Below are 21,204 nucleotides of genomic sequence, written 5' to 3'. Positions count from 1 at the left end.
TTATAAAGTATTAATGAGGTAGCTTATCTCTGAAATATCCATATAGCCATGTTCCGGCAATGGCACTTAACAAGGTGACGGATACAGCTAAAGCTCCTGTTCCAATCTGAGCAAAAAGAGGTCCGGGGCAGGCTCCCGTAATCGCCCATCCAAAACCAAATATCAATCCGCCATAGATCTGACCTTTATTAAACTTTTTAGGTGTCAGGGTGATAGGTTCTCCATCAATTGTTTTTATCTTAAATTTTTTAATCAGCCACACTGAAATCATTCCTACCAAAACAGCGCTTCCGATGATTCCGTACATATGGAAAGACTGCAGACGGAACATTTCCTGTATTCTGAACCAGCTGATCACTTCTGCTTTCACAAAAATAATTCCGAAAATAATCCCTGCAATGAGGTATTTCAGATTGTGATACCATTTATGTGTAAAGGTACTTTCGTTCACACAAAAAGCATTCTGATAATGTATATTCTGTTCTTTTTCTTTTATCATGATCTAAACTTTTCTTTTCAATTATATTTATAGGGAAAGAATGATAGGCAGAATCATATTCGCCATTAAAAAACCACCAATCATAAAACAGACTGTTGCCACCAAAGAAGGCCACTGTAAGTTAGAAAGTCCCATGATTGCATGTCCGCTGGTGCATCCTCCTGCGTATCTTGTTCCGAAACCAACCAAAAATCCACCCACTACCATCATAATAAATCCTCTCAGGGTCAACAGGCTTTCGAAATTCATCAGCTCTAAAGGAACCAGATTGCTGTAGTCTGTAATTCCATATCCTGCCAATTCTGCTTTCAGATCAGGATTCACTGTTATGTCATTGGGGTTCACCAGAAGATGGGCAGCAATCATCCCTCCAAAGAAGATTCCCAGTACAAAAAATAGATTCCAGGCTTCTTTTTTCCAGTTGTATTTGAAAAAATTAACATTGGCAGGAATACAGGCTGCACAGATATGTCTTAATGAGGAACTGATTCCAAAGGATTTATTTCCCATAATCAATAAAGCAGGAACGGTAAGCCCGATCAATGGTCCGGCAACATACCACGGCCAGGGTTCTTTTATAATCTCCAACATCTTTTTTATTTTTTAATCTAATGTATTTAAAATTTTAGTCTGACACACAAAATCACTTTTAGGAATCTCTGTAGAGCTAATGGCTTTAAAACCTCCTTCAATTTCTGAAAAGTTTCTGTATCCTCTTGCCTGAAGAATGCTTGCTGCCATTGTACTTCTGTAACCGCTACCACAATGCATGTAGAAATGTTCAGTTGGTTCTATCTTATGAATCCATTCGTTGATATAGGCCAGAGGTTTGCTGTAAGCTTCATGAATATGTTCTGCGTTGTATTCACTTTCTTTTCTTATATCAATAATTTTTGCTTCTTTTTCTTTGATTTCGGATTCAAACTGTTCAGCCGAAATACGGTTGACAACATCGATTTCTTTTCCGCTCTTTTTCCAGGTTTCGAAACCTCCATCCAAAAATCCTAAGATGTGATCAAATCCTACTCTACTCAATCGGGTTACAGCTTCTTCTTCTGTTCCTTTTTCGGTTACCAGCAGAATAGGTTGGTTGACATCTGCAATTAATGCGCCTACCCAAGGAGCAAAATCACCATCTAATCCTATATTGATAGACTGTGGGATAAAACCTATGGCAAAATCATGATTGTTTCTTACATCTAAAATCAAAGCTCCTGAAACTTCAGCAATTTCTTCAAACTGTTCAGAGGCAAGAGCATGCAACCCTTTTGAAAGAACCTCATCAAAACTGCTGTACCCTTTTTTATTCATCATCACATTCATCCCGAAGTAAGCTGGCGGAGGCAAAAGCCCATCTGTTACTTCTTGTATAAAACTCTGTTTATCCTTTTGATTCAAGGCATAATTGGTTCTTTTTTGATTTCCCAATGTATCTACTGTTTCTTTCTGCATATTTTTACCGCAGGCTGAACCGGCTCCATGAGCGGGATAAACCGTAATATCATCTTGTAAAGGCAGAATTTTATGATACAAACTATCATATAAAAGGCCTGCCAGTTCTTCCTGAGTCATATTTGCTCCTTTCTGTGCCAGATCAGGGCGGCCCACATCCCCAAGGAATAAGGTGTCACCGCTAAAAAGAGCCTTTTCATTACCATTTTCGTCAATCAATACATAACATGCACTTTCAAGAGTGTGTCCTGGTGTATGAAGAACTTTAATTTTAATATCTCCCAGTTCAAATATCTGTTCATCTTCTGCAATAATGGCTTCAAACTCGGGATTGGCTGTCGGTCCATAAACAATTGGTGCTCCGGTTTTATGGCTTAAATCCAGATGTCCGCTAACAAAATCTGCATGAAAATGGGTTTCAAAAATATATTTCAATTCTACTCCATCTTCTTTCAGTCTGTTAATATAAGGCTGTGTTTCTCTTAAAGGATCAATAATTGCGGCTTCTCCCGCTGAGGTAATATAGTAAGCGCCCTGTGCAAGACATCCTGTGTAAATCTGTTCTATTTTCATTGTATTTTATTTTGATTTATTATCTGATACAAATTTCCATCTTTCCTTTTTCCTGTACAGCTACTTTTGTTACATAAGAAAATTAAAGGAATATTTCTCTCATGATGATATAAATACCCATTATCAGAATAAACCATCCGAATGCAGGTTTCAGTTTCTTACCGTCTATCTTTTTTGATAATTGTGATCCGATTATAATCCCGGCAACAGCAATAGCTGTGATAGAAACCAGCAGTTTCCAATCTATTGCCACATGGTTTACAGTGGAAGCAAAACCGATCAGAGAATTGATAGAAATGATAGCTAATGACGTTCCTATCGCTATCTTCATTGGAATTTTTAACAGGTTAACCAATGCCGGAATGATCATAAAACCGCCTCCTGCTCCTACCAATCCAGTTAAAACACCTACTATTGAACCTTGCCCTGCTGCCAGAAAAGCACTATTCTTATTCGTAATGCTTTCTAAAGGTTCTTCTGAAGAATTGTTTTTTATCATTTTATAAGAAGCCAGAATCATTAAACCTGCAAAAATCAGTAGTAAAAAAATATTTTTGGTAACCGTAAAGTTCTGTATCTGGAATACGTTTTCAGGAATTAAAGGAAGAAGATATATTCTGGTCAGAAAGATGGAAATGACCGAAGGAAGTCCGAATACGAATGCCATTTTAAAATTGATCAATCCTTTTTTAAAATAAGACACAGAGCCTACGAGACTGCTAATTCCTACTACAAAGAGAGAATATTCCGTTGCCAGAAAAGCATCGATTCCAAAGAGATAAACAAGTACGGGAACAGTGAGAATACTTCCTCCACCTCCTATTAAACCGAGAGAAACTCCTATTAAAACTGCGGCTGCATATCCTATAATTTCCATTTTTATTCAACTAATTCTGATGCAAAAATGGGAATGCGGGGAGAAAGCTACAGCTACTTTTGTTACATAAGGAGATTTTTTAACACGAATGAACACTAATGGTTTCACAAAGGACACAAAGAAGTTAGAGTAATTCCTCTTCTTTGAGATTGCTTTACCTTCGGTTCGCAATGATTTTGACCACCCCGTCAAAAATTCTTTGAATTTTTGCCACCCCTCCAAAGGAGGGGAATATGAGTACCTTTGATTAAATGGAAGGAGAACTTACGAGTTCAGGGGTTTTAGAAGGATAATTTTGTTTCTGCCCAGTTTAAGCCTTCCGTCTTCTTCAAGTTGTTTCAGGAGTCTTGATACCACTACCCTTGCAGTTCCCAATTCATTAGCAAGTTGTTCATGGGTCGTGTGAATGGTTTCAGAGCCGGTGAGTTCAGATTTTTTCTGCAATAGATTGAGAAGTCTTTCGTCTACTTTTTTGAAAGCAATGGCATTGATTATATCTAATAGTTCTTCAAACCTTTTATGGTACAGTCTGAAGATATAATCCAGCCATTCCGGATGTTCTTTAATGAATAAAGATACCTTATCTACAGGAAGAAAAAGAATTTCAGCATCTTCTTCAATTTCGGCTCTGACAATGCTTTTTTCATTGTGCATTCCGCCCAGAAAAGACATGATACAGCTTTCTCCGGCTTTGATGTAGTACAGTAAAATTTCACGCCCATCTTCTTCCGTTCTGATCACTTTCAGCATTCCTTTCATCACGATAGGAATAGAACGAATGGAAGCATTTTCATCTAATATAATATCACCTTCATGGTATTTTTTTGTTGTACCATACTGATACAGCTTTTCTACCAATTCTGGTGATGATGAAAATTCGGAAGAAAGTACGGTGTCGTCCTGCATTTTTTATTCTAATTTACGCCAATTTCATCAACAAACAACCATGCTTTGGAATCTGCTCCGGGATTTCCAGCCGGAATAATACCAGCATTTTCAATAGTTACTTTCAGGTATTTTGCGTTCTGAGTTCCTACATTCAGTTTGATTTTTCCAGTGGCATTTTTAATTTCTGCAGTTCCGATTTCTTTGATCAGTTTAAAATTTGTGTTATCATCAGAAACATAAATCTTTGCAGATTTAGCCAGATGAATCCAGCTTCCTTTATTTTCGAGGGTATTGAAATACACTTCTGTGAAGGCTGTTTTTTGTCCAAAATCTATTGTTGCCACAACATCTTTTCCCTGGAAGCCCAGCCATGTTTTACCTAATTGTTTTACATTTCCGATAATACCGTCTACCAAAGTGAAAGCTCCTCCAAAAGAATAGTTTTCGCTAGGTTGCTGTTCTAAAGTTATCTTTTTTCCGGTAGTCTTTGAAATGGTAAATTGCTGTGTAGACACGGCACTTTTCAACTGTCCCTCTTCAAAATAAGCTGATTTAATGGTTAAAGAATTAGGAATCTCAACTGCCGTCTGATAAGTTTTAGAATTGATGGAAGGGTTTGTTCCGTCAAGCGTATATCGGATACCGTTTGAATTCTGTGATGTTGACAGTTCATAAGCAATTCCGTTATTGGAAGGAATTACTTTTCCGGTGATGTTATAAATGCTTTTGGCATAGTTAACCTTCATACCATCCAGAACTTTAAACTGATTGATCACTCTGTTTTCAAATTCTTTATAGTTTTTAGGATCTGATGTACCCCATCCTACTTCAGAAAGAGCCATTAATCTTGGGAAAATCATGTACTGTACCTGCTTAAAATCTAAAATATATTCTGTCCACAGATTAGCCTGAACTCCCATGATGTACTTGGCCTGCTCTGCATTCAGTTCGGAAGGAATAGGATCATAAGAGTATACTTTTTCTAACGGTGTAAATCCTCCAAAAGCATTAGGTTCAGACTGTGGATCTCCCTGATAATGGTCAAAATAACAGTATGCTCCTGGTGTCATTACGGCAAAGTGCTTTGATTTTGCAGCTTCAATACCTCCATTCACGCCCGTCCAACTCATTACAGCGGCATTCGGAGCTAGCCCACCTTCTAAAATTTCATCCCATCCGATAATTTTCCGGCCTTTGCTGTTGACATATTTTTCAATCCGATGAATAAAGTAGCTTTGTAAGCCATGTTCATCTTTTAAATTATTTTTCTTAATCAGTTCCTGGCAGTGTGCACATTCCTTCCATCTTGTTTTCGGGCACTCATCACCGCCAATATGAATGTATTGGGAAGGGAATAATTTGATTACCTCATCCAAAACGTTTTCCAGAAAGGTAAAGGTTTCATCTTTCGGGCAGAAAACATCATCAAAAACGCCCCATTTTGTAGCAGGTTCAAAAGGTCCTTTGGTACATGCCAGTTCAGGATATGCAGACAGTGCAGCCAAAGCATGCCCAGGCATTTCAATTTCAGGGACCACAGTAATGTGTCTGTCCTGAGCATATTTTACAACTTCCTTTATTTGTTCCTGTGTATAGAAATAAGGGCCGTAAGGTTTTCCGTCAAACGTATTGTCAACATAAGCTCCGATCATTGATTCTTTCCGTTTTGATCCGATCTGAGTAAGTTTAGGATATTTTTTAATTTCAATTCTCCAACCCTGATCATCGGTTAAATGCCAATGGAAAGTGTTCAGTTTATACATCGTCAGATAATCGATATACTGCTTCACCTCATCAACAGTGAAAAAATGACGGCATACATCCAAATGCATTCCTCTCCATGCAAATTTCGGCTGATCTTCGATTTTCATTGCCGGAATTTTCTTTCCCTCTTTATACTGTTCAATAATCTGAATCAAAGTTTGAAGAGCCAGAAAATACCCTTGTTTCGTATAGGACTTAATATGAATTTGATTTGGAGAAATTTCTATTGAATAATATTCTTTTTTCTGCTGAGTCTCTGTTTCCGAAGGTGAAGGAATTACAGAGTTTGTTAAATGAATTCCACCACCTTTCTGAGCATATTGAAATTCTAACTGAGAACCAATCCTTTTTTTGAAATATTCTGTTTCCTCTTTTGGCAGGTTACCGCTTAGTACGAACGTTTTGGGGATTACAAATTCCCCCTGTAAAAGTTGAACTTTTTGAGGATAAGGGATTAGGTTTAATTTATTTTGAGCAAAAATCACGTTTGAAATCAATACAAAAAGTACTAAAAAAGTCCGTATCATTGGATGTGGTTAAGGTTTGAGCTAAGATAATTATTTTTCAAAACTCTTTGAACCTTTTTTAAAAGCAAAATGTAAACATTTTAAATCGTTTATATGCTTATGAAATAAATAGTTTACAATTATTAAACCATATCTATAGAAATTATTCTATTATATCCTGTGCCTTATGGTTTGTTTTTTGATCAAGCTAGTCGACTTAAAAAAATTAAAAGGTTTAAATTTGTAAAAAAATAGGATGAAAAAAAACATTTTCCTGGCAGCCAGTTTATTATTCTCAATGTCAACTCAGGCACAGATCTTTGATATTATAAAATCTGCTGTTAAAGATAAAACAGGCGTAGATCTTAATGCTCCGGTAAAAAATAATGGTACCGCAACTTCTACTAAAACTACCACTACAACTTCCGGTTCCAACAATTCATCTGCCAACCTTGGAAACCTTACCTCTACTCAGATTTCTTCAGGGTTAAAGGAAGCTTTAAGTATGGGCGTAACGGATGGAGTAAAAAAACTGGCAGTAACGGATGGTTTTTTCAAAAATGAAGCCGTAAAAATTTTAATGCCTGAAAAATTAAGAAAAATCGACACTACTTTGCGTTCTATCGGGATGGGAAGCCTTGCTGACGAAGGAGTAAAATTACTGAACAGAGCGGCTGAAGATGCCGTAACAGAAGCAGCTCCTATTTTTACAAATGCTATTACTTCTATGACAATTACAGATGCAAAAAATATCTTGCTAGGGAGTAATAATGCTGCAACAAGCTACCTGCAGGGAAAAACTCAGACTCAACTTTTCAATGCTTTTCAACCTAAAGTAAAAGCTTCTTTAGGAAAAGTTGGCGCTGATACGCTTTGGAAAAATCTGATTTCAAAATATAATACGTTTACCGGGCAGGCTGTTACTACAGATCTTAACGAATATGTTACTACAGAAACCATTAATGGAGTTTTTAAAATGGTAGCAGATAAAGAAAGTGGGATCAGAAATACACCTGCTATGAGAACAACGAGTATTTTGCAGAAGGTTTTTGGGGCTCAGGATGGGAAATAAATGAGAAGTTAGTTAACATGCTAACTTTTAGATATAAAAGCTGTTTCGTGATGAAGCAGCTTTTTTGTTGGGTTTTAATTTCTTTTGTCTTGAAACAAAAGAAACAAAAATTCAAGACCTGGATCTCTTCGCTAAAAATAAGTCCTGTTCTCTAAAAATTCTAAACTTGCGCGAATTCTTTATTTCTGAATCGGTTCGGAATTCGTCTCGCGCTTCGGACAGGAGAATTTTCTTAACGTTCTCAGGAATTATTTTTTTTACGCTGCGAGTTCCTATGTCGGTTGTAAGGTGATCTCATAGAACTATTTGTCTTAATATAAATTAATTTTTTTTTGTTCTCTTAATTTCTTTTGTCTTAAAACAAAAGAAACAAAAATTCAAGACCTGGAGCTCTTCGCTAAAAATAAGTCCTGTTCTCTAAAAATTCTAAACTTGCGCGAAATCATTATTTCTTAATCGGTTCTGAATCTGTCTCGCGCTTCGGACAGGAGAATTTTCTTAACGCTGCGAGTTCCTATGTCGGTTGTAAGGTGATCTCATAGAACTATTTGTCTTAATATAAATTAAATTTTTTTTGTTCTCTTAATTTCTTTTGTCTTGAAACAAAAGAAACAAAAATTCAAGACCTGGAGCTCTTCGCTAAAAATAAGTCCTGTTCTCTAAAAATTCTAAACTTGCGCGAAATCATTATTTCTTAATCGGTTCTGAATCTGTCTCGCGCTTCGGACAGGAGAATTTTCTTAACGTTCACAGGAATTATTTTTTTTACGCTGCGAGTTCCTATGTCGGTTGTAAAAAATTTTCGGCCTCACTTTGTGAGGCCGAAAATTTTATATTTATCATCAGATTAGAACTGCATCTCAGGAATTTCTCCTTCAATAATCAGATCTGCTTCTGTTGCTTTGATAATATCTTCTACAGAAACGCCAGGTGCTCTTTCCACCAGTTTGAATCCTTGTGGAGTCACATCAAGAACAGCTAATTCCGTAACTACTTTTTTCACACAGTTTACCCCGGTTAAAGGAAGTGTACATTTTTTAAGGATTTTGCTTTCTCCTGCTTTGTTTACGTGCATCATTGCAACGATAATATTTTCAGCAGAAGCTACAAGATCCATAGCACCTCCCATTCCTTTTACCATTTTTCCCGGAATCTTCCAGTTGGCAATATCTCCGTTCTCTGAAACTTCCATCGCTCCAAGGATGGTAAGATCTACTTTCTGACCACGAATCATCCCGAAACTGAAGGCAGAATCAAAGAATGAACCTCCTTCCAGAATAGTAATAGTCTGTTTTCCGGCATTGATGATATCGGCATCTTCTTCTCCTTCGAAAGGGAAAGGTCCCATTCCCAAAACTCCATTTTCACTCTGGAATTCTACGGAAATACCTTCCGGAACATAGTTGGCAACCAAAGTAGGAATCCCAATTCCCAGGTTTACATAATAACGATCTTTCAGTTCTTTTGAAATTCTTTTGGCAATTTGTTCTTTTGTAAGCATAATAAAAACTTAGACTGCAATTTAATTATTTTCACGTGAATACAAAAGGGCTTTGTTGTATTCAACAATTAACACTGTTAGTTAAAATAATATCTGTAATTTTGTTCCATTATTTTTTAATAGAATGAAAATACTTTTTAGATATCTTAAACCTTATCAGTGGCTGATAATCATCTCTTTATTTTTGGCTACGATCAACCAGGTTTTCTCTTTATTTGCTCCGGCTATCACAGGAAATATTCTTGATCAGCTGGTTACTCATCCTAATTTTTTTGATAAAGAAAAGCTATTGCCCAGAAACCTGAATGAGTATTTATACGGAAGCTCTGTATATCACGGTGCTTTTTACTTCTTGGGACTGCTTATTGGAACAGCAATGGTAAGCAGAATTGCCAAAGCTTTTCAGGATTACGTTGTAAGTGTAATTACTCAAAAATTTGGAGCGAAAATATTTACAGACGGTTTAAAACATTCTATGGCACTTCCCTATCAGGAATTTGAAGATCAGAGAAGTGGTGAAACCTTGTCGATTTTAACAAAAGTAAGAGAAGATACGGTCAAATTCATCACAAATTTCATTAATATTTTCTTTGGAATTCTGGTGAGTATTATTTTCGTTTCCGTGTATGCGATCCGTTTGCACTGGTCTATTATGCCGGTTTATATCTGTGGAATTTTCTTTATTGCGATTGTTACCAATTTATTGAGTAAGAGAATCAAAGTGATCCAGAAAAATATCGTCACTGAAACCACCGCTTTAGCCGGGAGTACTACTGAAAGTCTTAGAAACATTGAGATCGTTAAAAGTTTAGGATTAACCAATCAGGAAGTGATCCGTTTAAATAACAACACCTATAAAATCCTTGGTCTTGAATTGAGAAAGGTGAAAAGCATCCGTTCTTTGAGTTTTATTCAGGGGACAATGGTTAATTTTCTTCAACAGTTAATTACCCTGACCCTTTTATTTTTAATTTTTAAAAACATTGTGACTCCGGGGCAATATCTGTCTCTGATGTTTTATGGTTTCTTTATTTTCGGGCCTATGCAGGAAATTGGAAACATTATTATTTCTTATCGTGAGGCAGAAGCATCTCTTCAGAATTTTGACCGCTTGATGAAAAAAGAGGTAGAAGAAAAACCTCTTCATCCGAAACAAATCGGAGCTATTGAGGAACTGGAATTTAAACATGTTTCTTTCAAGCATCAGTCTGCTCAGTACAAAGCTTTAAATAATATTTCTTTTGATCTTAAAAACGGTGAGACGATTGCTTTTGTAGGACCGAGTGGTTCAGGGAAAAGTACATTGGTAAAACTATTGGTAGGATTGTACAGACCTCAGGAAGGGAATATTTTTTACAATGGAATCAATGGAAAGGAATTTGATTTTGATGAGCTGAGAAATCAAATTGGTTTTGTAACGCAGGATACTCAGTTATTTGCAGGAACTATTAAAGAAAACCTTCTTTTCGTTAATCCTTCCGCTACTGAGGAAGAACTGGCCGTTGCTTTACAGAAATCAAGCTGTACAGCCTTACTGGAAAGAGCTGAGAAAGGAATTGAAACCGTTATTGGTGAAGGCGGTCTGAAGCTGAGTGGTGGTGAAAAACAAAGAATTGCCATTGCAAGAGCTCTTCTGAGAAAACCTCATCTGTTGATTTTTGACGAAGCAACTTCAGCACTGGACAGTATTACCGAAGAAGAAATTACCACAACCATCAAGGACATTTCGAAAGAAAGGGAACAGATTACTGTTCTTATTGCACACCGTTTAAGTACGATTATGCATGCAGATAAAATTTATGTTCTTGAACGTGGTCAGGTAGTAGAAACAGGTTCCCATGCCAATCTTATTGACGAAAAAGGACTTTACTACGCCATGTGGAGACAACAGATCGGAGAAAGAAAAACACTTACTCCTCAAGCATAAAAAAAAGCGCTGAATGGATGTTCAGCGCTTTCTATTTTTATTGTTTGAACTTATTCTTTAGTTCTTACGGTTCTCTGCTCAATTCTTTTTTCAAATTTTTCTCCCTGAAAAATTCTCTGAATCATGATTCCCGGAATATGAATTTCGTTCGGATCTAACTGTCCCGGTTCTACCAGTTCTTCCACTTCAGCAATAGTAATCTTTGCCGCACCCGCCATCGGATGGTTAAAGTTTCTTGCTGATCCTTTAAAGATAAGGTTTCCTGCATGATCCCCTTTCCATGCTTTTACGATAGAAAAGTCTGCATCGTAAGCGTGCTCCAGAATATGAGGTTTTCCTTTGAAGTCTTTTACTTCTTTCCCTTCTGCTACTTCAGTTCCATACCCTGCAGGTGTATAAAATGCCGGAATTCCCGCCTGAGCAGCTCTGCATTTTTCTGCTAAAGTTCCCTGAGGAGTTAGTTCTACATCCAATTCACCTGAAAGCATCTGTCTTTCAAATTCAGCATTTTCACCTACATAAGAAGAGATCATTTTCTTGATCTGTCTTTTGTGAAGCAGTAATCCTAATCCGAAATCATCTACTCCTGCATTGTTTGAAATGCAAGTAAGATCTTTCACATCGCTTTCTACCAAAGCATTGATTGAGTTTTCAGGAATACCACAAAGTCCGAATCCGCCAAGCATCAATGTCATTCCATCATTAATTCCTTCGATGGCCTCCTTTGCATTTTTTACTCTTTTATCTATCATGAAATATTAGATTTTTCTGTTGGCTAAATTTAATAAATTTTCTTGTATATCCTATGAGTGGAAACAGTACTGAATTCGATACGGTTTTTAAAAACCTTCCCAAAACATTTAAAAACATCATAATCAAACCATTACATTAAAAACCGAACAGATCTGTTCATTTTTATCTTTTTTCTCATCAATTTCATCTATATTTGCCCTCTCAAAGCCGGAAATACTGTATTTTTTTTAGTTCCGACTGTAATTTAAACACAACTTTAATGTAGAAATTATTTCAATGGCGGACCATTACTGCCCTTTTCGCTTCTTTTGATCGCTACAGAGATCTGCTTCAACACCCTTCATCACATTAATCATATATAAATATCAAAGCTTACAAAAAAAACATGAAAAAATTATTTACCTCAGCATTACTTGCACTGGTACTCAGCATCAATGTATACGCACAGGAAAAAACTTATTTCGATGAAAACTGGGAAAAAACTACTCAGGACAACATGGAATATTACCGTGAAACGACTCCTAAAGGAAAACTTACCCTTATCAAAGATTTCTATAAGAACGGAAAACTTCAAATGGAAGGACTCGCTTCAGATCCAACTCCTAATAGCGAAGTGTATGACGGAAAAGTAACCTGGTATACTCCTGAAGGAAAGGTATTAAATTTTGCCACTTATTCTAACGGTCAGCAGGTTGGGCCAGCTCAGACTTATGATACGAAAGGGAGACTGACAGAAGATTTGGTATATAAAGCAGATGGAAACTTCTCAGGAAAGATGTTCACCTATAAAGATGCTGAGGACGGAATAGATTTTACTATTCTGATCGATTACGAAAACTCTTTTCCTACAAAAACCACCGTTTATGATGACGACATCAAAGGGATCAGACATGAAACGATTATTGACAAGGACAGCAATACCGAAACGAAATATTACGGTGAAAAGGGCAAGTATCTGGGAAGCGGTACCTCTTCTCCTTCCGGGGAAAATATGATGGTAGATTACTACTCAAGCCCGATGAGGATTTCTAAGATAGAAAAATACAGAAAAGACGGCAGTGTAAAGGAAAGTGTAATCTACAGCAAAACCGGAAAGATCTTACAGGAGCAGAAAATGAACAAAAAAGATGGCTATAAAACCACTTATGACGAATCGGGTAAAAAAATAGGACATCTGGTATATCAATATGATAAAGAAAATGATATTTACAATCCAATGGATGGAGAGGATTATCAACTGGCCTATGAATACACACAGGTTTCATCCATCGACACCTATGAAAAAGGCTCCATTGTAAATAGCAAATACTTTGATGAAGACAAAAAATTATCGTCTGAGAAGTTTTTAAAAGATGATGTTATACAGGAAATCAAATATTATTCTCCGGATGGAAAGCTGAAATCTACATTAACGTACCAGGATGGTATTCCATATAATGGTACTACTTATGAAGGCTTTAATGAAACCCTCTATAAAGACGGTGTTATTGTAAATATCAAAAACTATTATGAAGGGCTTAATAAACTGAATTATGAAAAAAAGCTGAATGCTAAGCAAACAGGCTATGAAGCAACTGTTTATGACACTAAAGGAACTGTTTTGTATACTTTTACACAACCTTTCAGTGAAGATGGTGAAGATTATTATTTCACAGCACAAATCACACAGTATATAAAAGGCAAACCAGCCAATAAATCTTCTGTAAAAGCCGGTGTTATTCAATCCGGAAAAATCAGACTAAAAACATTTGATGGAGCCAAAGAACTTGAACGCAGCGGAAAATGGATTCTGTTAAAGCTTTATAATATGGATGGAAAGCTTATTCAGGAAACAAAGACTCTTGCTGATACTCAGGATGAAAATGCTTCTGCTGAAAACCTGACGTTACTCAATGAGGATGATCTGTACTATCCATTTGACTAATTACCATGTCTCTATATCAAAGGCGGTTTCAATTTTTTTGGAATCGCTTTTTTATTTAAACACAGATTTTCACGGATGATTTTGCGGTTATTTACATCAATAAAAAGAGGCTGTCATTGCTGACAGCCTCTGCATTATAATTGTGTTTAGTTTACCTTACTGAATAATCAGCTTTAAAGTAAATAGTTTTCTTCCGTGTACTTTTACAAAGTAAACGCCTGCCGGAAGATTTTCATTCACCAAAGAGAAACGTTGGTTATTAATATTTTTCGATACATACAGTAATTCTCCGGAAGCTGAAACCAATTCAATTTTTTCAATCGGGTAATCACTTTTAATAAAAGTAGGCTGTCCCGGTTTGGTTGGGTTTGGATACAATACTACATTTTTCTCTGTACTTCTTGTTTCTTCAGTTCCTAAAGTAGGTGAAGCCACCTGGAACTGTACTCTGTTTGAAACTTCTGTATAGGAATCATTGGTAAACATGACCATATAATAATTTCCTGGTGTTGCAGGTACGGCTGTTCCCTGAATGGTTTTTGTTCCCTGAGTTACTCCATCAAAATAAGTATAAGAAACAAAATTATCATCCGGCGTCTGAACACTTTGAGGATAAATTCCTAACCAGTCTTTGATGATTCCCGGAGAATCTGTCCATGAAGCCGTAATGTTTTCTCCTAAAGTGTATACAGGTTTATTGATCCAAAGATCGGTAACGATGTCACCTACTTTGAAGAATACCTTCTCCCCGATTCCGTTATAGCCGTCTTCCAATAGATACTGAGCATAATAATATCCTTTCGGAAGCCCTGTAAAATTAAGAGTTCCTGATGCAGTCGTTACATAGCTCCATTTGATAGAAGCTGTAGTTCCCGGAGTCTGCCCCATTTTATAAATTCCGATCCAGTCTTTCTGCAAATTAGGCCCGTCTGTAAAATTGATTACAACAGTTCCTCCTACAGGATATGTATCAGCAGTGGTCTGCAGCTGCACTTTCGGCCCTACATAGAAATTTTTTCTTGGAGTGATTTCTGCATATCCTCCATTTGCAAAGAATCCTGCAAAATACTGACCTTTAGGAGCCAGACCATTATTAAAAGTTACTGTTCCTGCAGTCTGTCCATTCGTATAAATATACCCTTGTGAAGTGGTAGAAGCCGGAGTTTGTCCTTTTTTATAGATTCCTACCCAATCCTGCTGATTTCCGGGACCTCCAGTAAATGTAGCCGTGATAGCTTCATTCTGAGCATATTCTGTTTTGTTTAAAGTGAAGGTAGGATTTGAAACCACACTTCCTGTAATTTCGAACTGCTTCACATCACTCCAATCGCTCCATTCAAGGTTTCTGTCTCTGTAACGTGTTTTCACATAATAGATTCCGTTGGGAATAGAATTCGCTGCCAATGTTGCTTTTGTGATGTCTACTCCATCATTCAGATTTTTCGTTTTATCAGGAGTTCCATTTCCATCTTTTCCGAACCAGTTTTCAAAATCGCGGTAGAATTCTTTTTCAATCACAGAGAAGTTCGAGGCTTTACTGATCTGGAACTGTGTTGTATTTAAAAGTTCTCCGTTGGAAGACGCAAATGCACTTCCATTCAATGTCAAAGGTAAAGTAATTGGTCCTGAGAAAGTATTTGTAATGGATGGTTTTGCCGGTTTAGGCTGATTTTTATATCTATGGAAAGAATCTACCAGCACATTGTTTTTCTTGTTGTAAACTCCGCCGATTGAATAGCATTCAATATCTACTTTTCCGGTGGGAATATCTACTTCCACAATCTGATAGGTCCAATCTGTCAAAGTTTTCTGAACATCATCAAAATCCTGCTCATTAGACATTCCCCAATATTGATCCCATGCTGTTCCTCCGGAAATAATCTGGTAGTTTGGGGTATTTTTAAGCTGACCTCTGTGGTATAAATGATGGTGAGCTCCAACGTGCATTAAATATTTATCAGAAGTTACAAGAAGCGGTACAGCATTATCTCTTACCCAGGTAGAAATATCTCCTACATACTGCTCAGCCTGATACGGTCTGTGACTCAAAGAAATAATCCAGTCTACTGTAGAATCATTATTGGCTGCTGTTAAGATCTGCTGGAGCCATGTCTGCTGTGCTGAACCGGTATGTTCAGAACTTAAACTTACAAATAATACATTTCCTGCCTGCTGGGCATAATAATTCTCATTTCCTGAGCTTATCCCTTTATAGCTGATTTCATCAATATAAAAATGGGCATAGTAAGAATTCATTCCCATTGTGCCGTAGGTTTCATGATTTCCTACCGTTGTCTGAATAGGCAGATAAGGTGATAATCTAATATTCTTTTTGAAATGAACATTTTCATAGTGATCCAATGTTCCTACATCTACCTGATCACCTACCATAAAAGTAAGCGCAATATTATCTGACGGATCTGAGGTAGCTCCGAATTTTTCCTTTAGTTTTTTATACGCATTCAAAGTAAGCGTATCATATCTTGGCTCTGCTTTGATCTGGTTGTCCCCCATAATAAGGAAACGGATCTTTCCATTGGCAGTTACAGCCTGTCCCGGTAAAGGAAGTGTTCTGAAATTGTAAACGGCCGACTCAGTGGTTCCTGTTTTGATCTTATAATAGTATTTCGTGTTCGGCTGAAGATTCGCAATCTTTGCTGTGTGATAGTAGTAATTGTTGTTGTATCCCGTATCTGAGAAGATATTGGTAGTTCCCGTTACGGTTACGTTCAGATTCGCTGGAGAATCTCCGTAGATTACTGTTGTTTCATTATTGGAAGCTGTTTTCCAATTGACGATCATAGAATTCGGGGTCGGATTTTGTAAATAAGGATACAAAGCCTGCCCGAAAGCCATCTGGACCGCGAAACAAAAAAAGAAGAAATAATGTTTCATAATCGTTTTCGTTTTAAAATAACATATAGAATTTCGAATTGTAAATCAACTATTTAAAAATCCTTGCTCAGATTTTTTACTTCGGGCAAAAGTAGAGTTCCCATATAAACTCTGTCTGATGGTACTTTAAAGAAACCGTTAATTTTTTGGCAAAACCGGAATGAAAAAATTATAGTTTTTAGCACATTAAATATTTGGTGTATTCAAAAACTATTTTGTACATTTGCAACCTGTTATTCAACCTCTGACGAAGAACGTGTAAGTTGCTTAGCTTTAACATTTTATTTTATTAATAATGGATTTATTAAAGTACGTACAAGACAAGTACATTGCGAAAAAAGAATTCCCTGAATTCAAAGCAGGTGATACAATTACTGTGTATTACGAAATTAAAGAAGGACAAAAGACTAGAACTCAGTTCTTCAAAGGAACAGTTATCCAATTAAGAGGTACTGGTTCTACAAAAACTTTCACTATCAGAAAAATGAGTGGTGATGTAGGTGTAGAAAGAGTATTCCCTATTAACATGCCTGCACTTCAAAAAATCGAAGTTGATAGAAGAGGTAGAGTTAGAAGAGCTAGAATTTACTACTTCAGAGACCTTAGAGGTAAAAAAGCAAGAATCAAAGACGCTGCTTACAAGAAGAAATAATTCAGACAACAATAAATACAAAAAGAGGCTGTTTACATGTAAACAGTCTCTTTTTTTTGTTTCAATATTTTTTACTTTATAAAGGGAGCTCCTTCTCCGGTTTCCAGAAATTTTTTCAGACTGACTATAAATTGCAGCCAACCATTTGAACAGATCTCATAACATTCAATAGCCGGATTCAGACCGATATGAGTAAGTTTTATCTGGCTTAACCCTTTCTTTTCCTCTATTTCCCATACAATTGTTGTCCCGATCCACTCTGTTTGGTTCTTTAAATCAGGAAGAGCAATTAATGAGTCTTCAACCAACCATACAACTTTTGCATTAGCAGCTACTTCTTTCACACGCATTGTTTTGTGAATCTGATCTCCAAATCTTATGGTAAAGAGATTTTCAACCTCCGAAGATGAACCTTCAAACAATTCAGTCCACCAAAGAGGAATTTCATGAGTCAAAGCATGATACACTTTATCTGCCGTAGTGTTGATCTCAATTATATGTATGTAATTCTCAACGTTATTGGTATTCATCGTTTTCATAAAATATTGTATTAGGTAGTACAATTTTATGAAATTTACTATGAATCAGGCTTTTCATAAGACAAGAAATATACGTTCTTGAGCAGTTTTGGAATCCTATATTATTACATCAACCCTGTCAAGGTTTAAAACCTTGACAGGGTTCACAATCATTACTTTTTATCAGTTGCAAAAAGGCTATTCATTCTTCATAAGATATTGCAAAGGTGTTGATCCTGTCTGTTTTTTGAAAAACTCAATAAAAGCACTATCTGATGAAAAGTCCAGGATATGCGACACCTCTCCTATTGAATTACCTTCCACCAAAAGTTCAATAGATCGTTGTAACCTCCATTGCTGTCTCCAATCCTGATAAGACAGTCCGGTTTCTTTTTTAAAAATACGGCTGATCGTTTTCTCCACTGCTCCGGTTTTTTCTGCAAGATCTTTCAACATGGGAGGCATAGAATCACGTAGTGTCCATTCTTCAACTACTTTCTTAAAACGCCTGTCCTGCGGCATTTTAAGTGCCAGCTTTTCTTCCGGAGCCCTTTGCATTTCATCCCAGAACACCTTTAAAAGATTCGTTTGATCATTTTTAAGAGCAGACCATTCCCAAAAACAAATCCTTTCTATAATTTCCTTTAACAAAGCGTTGACATGAAGAACTTTCAGATCCGGTTTTATATAGTTTTGGGAATAATCTTCATCAAAATAAATGGATCTGTAGGCGACAATATTCCTGAAATTCACACGGTGAACTTCGTTCGCAGGAATCCAAAGCATTCTGAACGGAGGAAGAACCAGCTGCCTATCGGAAGTAGTCACTGTCATACAGCCTGATGGCGCATACAACAGTTGAGACTTTGTTTTATGAAAGTGAAAACCGGAATCATGCAATACCATATCAGAAGCTATCCCAATTACTTTTTCGTGAAGAGTATCTGCATTAAAGCTTTCATTTTGCTTCAGTATAGCCATGTCCTATTTTTGATATTTTTTGTTTTTATATCATTATAAATATACATGAATTTTTTGGAAACTTTGCAGAAAAAAAAATGAAAAAGACAAATCCAATCTGGTTGCTGACTTTACTTGTGATGCTTCCTCAGTTTGTAGAAACCATCTACAGTCCAGTTTTACCAATGGTACAGGAGAAGTTTGGAGTGAATGAAGAATCAGTTACCTTAACGATCAGTTTATATTTTATAGCATTTGCGCTGGGTGTAGCATTCTGGGGCATTCAATGCGACAGGATTGGAAGAAAAAAATCATTGGAATATGGTCTCATCACCTATGGAATCGGAACTTTGGCTGCTGTTTTTGCTTCTGATTTTATGATTCTTCTTACAGCCAGAATTATTTCTGCATTTGGAATTTCTGTAGGTTCTATTGTAACCCAAACCATTTTAAGAGACAGCTATGACAGAGATCATATCAGCAAAGTATTTTCCTGGATTGGAATCGGCTTATCCATCAGTCCTGTAATCGGAATGATTACCGGTTCAATATTAGCTTCCTCTGTGGGACATCAAGGTGTATTTATAGCATTATGTATATTGTCCCTATTATTCTTGATTCTCTCCAGAGAAAAAATTTCTGAAACTCATCATGCTTCAAAAGAAATTAGTATCAGTATTTTAGGAAATTTGCTCAAGCGAATGCTTCGTGATCAGGAGATCATCAGATGTTGCTTACTGATCATGAGTTTTAATGTCTTGTTATTTTCATACTATTCGCTGGCTCCGTTTATCTTTAAAGAAAATCATTATTCTTCTTATGTCTTTGGATACAGCAGTATGATACTGGCAACAGGTACATTTGCAGGAGCAAAACTTAACAGATATTTGTTATTCAGGAATATACAATCTAAATATTTAGTTAAAACAAGTACATATATAGCATTTATCGCCTCTATTTTCGTATGGATTCTGATAGGTAAAGGAATATACTTTTTAATTCCTTATTTCTTCATTGTAATGGCTTTCAGCATTGCTATTCCTAATATCCTGAGCACAGCGCTTATCAATTATAAGAGCGAAACCGGAAGTGCAGGTGCTTTATTAGGATTGATTTATTATATACAAATAGGCCTTGGACTGATAGCCATTGGATTGATACAAAACCTGGGAATTGCATGTGTATTGTTTTCTGGAATTGGAGTTTGTACTTTATTGCTGTTTGGGAACAAAAAGAATTGATTTTGAAACATTAAGTTTAATGAAGGGGATAAGGTTAAGTTTCATCAAAGATGAAAAATTAAGCAAAATGTTTATAAAGCTTATTATTTTTAATCACTTGCAAAAAACTTAATGTTTCAAATATTTTATAGTTTAAAATGAAATTATTGTATAAAATTATACAGTGCTTCAATAAATTTAGGATAGACTTCGATATGGGGAAGATGCCCTACATTTTCAATCTCTACAAGCTTTGAACCCGCAATTTCACGTTGGGTTTTCTTTCCCAATTCCTGATATTGCCCCATCTTCGGCTGAAGTTCTTTAGGAGCTCTGTCCTTTCCTATGGCTGTTCTGTCTCTTGTTCCAATGATTAGCAATGTAGGAACTTTGATATTTTTAAATTCATAGCATACGGGTTGATTGTAAATCATATCTGTGGTAAGTGCAGCGTCCCATGCTACCTGAGGATAATCTTTATGAAGCGTCCATCCAGCAATTAAATCAAGCCAGGGTTGGTATTCTTCTTTCCATTTGTTGTCGTAATAGAACTTAAGCTGATAATTTTTATACGTTTCGGCTGTATTTTTAAGTTCAGACTGATAAGCCTGATCAATGGTCTGATACGCTGCAAAAGTTTTATAATCTTCAAGCCCGATCGGATTTTCAAGAATCAGTTTTTGTACTTTCTCAGGATATAGTAATGTAAATCTGGTGGCCACCATTCCTCCCATTGAATGTCCTAATACTATAGCTTTGTCTATTTTCAATTCATCCAGAACCGCCTTTGTATTTTCTGCCAGTTGTGAAAAAGAAAACTGGTATGCATGAGGTTTTGATGATTTTCCAAATCCTATCTGATCAGGAATCACTACTCTGAATCCTTTAGCAGAAAGATCTTTCGCCGTTCTTTCCCAATAAGCTCCATTAAAGTTTTTCCCATGAAGAAGCATAATCACTTTTCCATTGGATTTTTGTGGTTGTATATCCATATAAGCCATTTTCAAATCTTCGCCCTGAGACTTGAAATTGAGATAATGTACTTCGTAAGGGTATTGATAATCAGACAGCATTGCATCCAGAGGTTTTACCTGAGAAAACATAAAACCGGAGACTGTCAAAGTAAAAACAGTCATTATATTTCTGAAATGTTTCATGAAACGTTTATTTTAGAGATTAAAATTAAAAAAAACCGCTCCAAAAGGAACGGTTTCAATTGTTAT

General features: G+C 36.4%; 17 protein-coding genes. 5 read left to right on the top strand and 12 right to left on the bottom strand.

Going from position 1 to position 21,204, the window contains the following annotated elements; all coding sequences use genetic code 11:
* Positions 1 to 10: 10 nt before the first annotated feature.
* The 6 genes from ACKTTZ_RS15695 to ACKTTZ_RS15670 all read right to left on the bottom strand — a co-directional run bounded on the left by ACKTTZ_RS15695 (position 11) and on the right by ACKTTZ_RS15670 (position 6,580).
* Positions 11 to 499, bottom strand: a complete 489-nt coding sequence (locus tag ACKTTZ_RS15695) for a DUF6691 family protein (RefSeq protein WP_407845987.1) — start codon at positions 497 to 499, stop codon at positions 11 to 13.
* Positions 500 to 526: 27 nt separating this feature from the next.
* Positions 527 to 1,090, bottom strand: a complete 564-nt coding sequence (locus ACKTTZ_RS15690; RefSeq protein ID WP_034695364.1) for a YeeE/YedE family protein — start codon at positions 1,088 to 1,090, stop codon at positions 527 to 529.
* A 12-nt stretch (positions 1,091 to 1,102) separates the two neighbouring features.
* Positions 1,103 to 2,524: an MBL fold metallo-hydrolase gene (locus tag ACKTTZ_RS15685; protein ID WP_407845985.1), complete on the bottom strand. Its 1,422-nt coding sequence runs from the start codon at positions 2,522 to 2,524 to the stop codon at positions 1,103 to 1,105.
* Positions 2,525 to 2,606: 82 nt separating this feature from the next.
* Entirely contained in the window at positions 2,607 to 3,401 is a 795-nt protein-coding gene (locus tag ACKTTZ_RS15680; RefSeq protein ID WP_407845984.1) for a sulfite exporter TauE/SafE family protein, read from the bottom strand.
* A 264-nt stretch (positions 3,402 to 3,665) separates the two neighbouring features.
* On the bottom strand, positions 3,666 to 4,307 hold the full coding sequence (locus ACKTTZ_RS15675) for a Crp/Fnr family transcriptional regulator (protein WP_034695357.1): 642 nt from the start codon (positions 4,305 to 4,307) through the stop codon (positions 3,666 to 3,668).
* An 8-nt stretch (positions 4,308 to 4,315) separates the two neighbouring features.
* Positions 4,316 to 6,580 carry a family 20 glycosylhydrolase gene (locus tag ACKTTZ_RS15670; RefSeq protein ID WP_407845983.1) on the bottom strand — a complete coding sequence of 755 codons (2,265 nt, stop codon included), beginning with the start codon at positions 6,578 to 6,580 and terminating at the stop codon, positions 4,316 to 4,318.
* A gap of 235 nt (positions 6,581 to 6,815) precedes the next feature.
* Between ACKTTZ_RS15670 and ACKTTZ_RS15665 the strand changes: the two genes are divergently transcribed.
* Positions 6,816 to 7,631, top strand: a complete 816-nt coding sequence (locus ACKTTZ_RS15665; RefSeq protein ID WP_407845982.1) for a DUF4197 domain-containing protein — start codon at positions 6,816 to 6,818, stop codon at positions 7,629 to 7,631.
* 847 nt (positions 7,632 to 8,478) lie between these two features.
* Here the strand turns inward: ACKTTZ_RS15665 and ACKTTZ_RS15660 are convergent.
* Positions 8,479 to 9,132: a CoA transferase subunit B gene (locus tag ACKTTZ_RS15660; RefSeq protein ID WP_034695353.1), complete on the bottom strand. Its 654-nt coding sequence runs from the start codon at positions 9,130 to 9,132 to the stop codon at positions 8,479 to 8,481.
* Between the two features lie 124 nt (positions 9,133 to 9,256).
* Here ACKTTZ_RS15660 and ACKTTZ_RS15655 point away from each other — a divergent pair, with 124 nt between their 5' ends.
* A complete protein-coding gene (locus ACKTTZ_RS15655) occupies positions 9,257 to 11,059 on the top strand; it encodes an ABC transporter ATP-binding protein (protein ID WP_034695352.1) in 1,803 nt (600 codons plus the stop codon).
* Between the two features lie 50 nt (positions 11,060 to 11,109).
* Here ACKTTZ_RS15655 and ACKTTZ_RS15650 read toward each other — a convergent pair whose 3' ends face one another.
* A complete protein-coding gene (locus ACKTTZ_RS15650; protein ID WP_034695351.1) occupies positions 11,110 to 11,811 on the bottom strand; it encodes a CoA transferase subunit A in 702 nt (233 codons plus the stop codon).
* Positions 11,812 to 12,197: 386 nt separating this feature from the next.
* Here ACKTTZ_RS15650 and ACKTTZ_RS15645 point away from each other — a divergent pair, with 386 nt between their 5' ends.
* Entirely contained in the window at positions 12,198 to 13,736 is a 1,539-nt protein-coding gene (locus tag ACKTTZ_RS15645; RefSeq protein WP_407845981.1) for a membrane-binding protein, read from the top strand.
* Positions 13,737 to 13,892: 156 nt separating this feature from the next.
* Here ACKTTZ_RS15645 and ACKTTZ_RS15640 read toward each other — a convergent pair whose 3' ends face one another.
* Positions 13,893 to 16,631 carry a fibronectin type III domain-containing protein gene (locus ACKTTZ_RS15640; protein ID WP_407845980.1) on the bottom strand — a complete coding sequence of 913 codons (2,739 nt, stop codon included), beginning with the start codon at positions 16,629 to 16,631 and terminating at the stop codon, positions 13,893 to 13,895.
* Between the two features lie 295 nt (positions 16,632 to 16,926).
* Here ACKTTZ_RS15640 and rplS point away from each other — a divergent pair, with 295 nt between their 5' ends.
* Positions 16,927 to 17,283 carry a 50S ribosomal protein L19 gene (gene rplS / locus ACKTTZ_RS15635; protein ID WP_002980648.1) on the top strand — a complete coding sequence of 119 codons (357 nt, stop codon included), beginning with the start codon at positions 16,927 to 16,929 and terminating at the stop codon, positions 17,281 to 17,283.
* A gap of 71 nt (positions 17,284 to 17,354) precedes the next feature.
* Here the strand turns inward: rplS and ACKTTZ_RS15630 are convergent, their stop codons facing one another.
* Positions 17,355 to 17,822 (bottom strand): SRPBCC domain-containing protein, encoded by a 468-nt coding sequence (locus ACKTTZ_RS15630; RefSeq protein WP_253317798.1) that lies wholly within the window; start codon positions 17,820 to 17,822, stop codon positions 17,355 to 17,357.
* A 177-nt stretch (positions 17,823 to 17,999) separates the two neighbouring features.
* Entirely contained in the window at positions 18,000 to 18,782 is a 783-nt protein-coding gene (locus ACKTTZ_RS15625; RefSeq protein ID WP_407845979.1) for an AraC family transcriptional regulator, read from the bottom strand.
* Between the two features lie 77 nt (positions 18,783 to 18,859).
* Between ACKTTZ_RS15625 and ACKTTZ_RS15620 the strand changes: the two genes are divergently transcribed.
* The gene (locus ACKTTZ_RS15620; RefSeq protein WP_253317800.1) at positions 18,860 to 20,002 is read left to right on the top strand and encodes an MFS transporter; all 1,143 of its coding nucleotides are present in this window, start codon (positions 18,860 to 18,862) and stop codon (positions 20,000 to 20,002) included.
* Between the two features lie 143 nt (positions 20,003 to 20,145).
* Here the strand turns inward: ACKTTZ_RS15620 and ACKTTZ_RS15615 are convergent, their stop codons facing one another.
* The gene (locus ACKTTZ_RS15615) at positions 20,146 to 21,138 is read right to left on the bottom strand and encodes an alpha/beta fold hydrolase (protein WP_253317801.1); all 993 of its coding nucleotides are present in this window, start codon (positions 21,136 to 21,138) and stop codon (positions 20,146 to 20,148) included.
* Between the last annotated feature and the right edge of the window lie 66 nt (positions 21,139 to 21,204).

Source organism: Chryseobacterium sp. KCF3-3, from assembly GCF_045865955.1.
Classification (GTDB): domain Bacteria; phylum Bacteroidota; class Bacteroidia; order Flavobacteriales; family Weeksellaceae; genus Chryseobacterium.
This window is presented reverse-complemented; position numbering and strand designations above follow the sequence as displayed.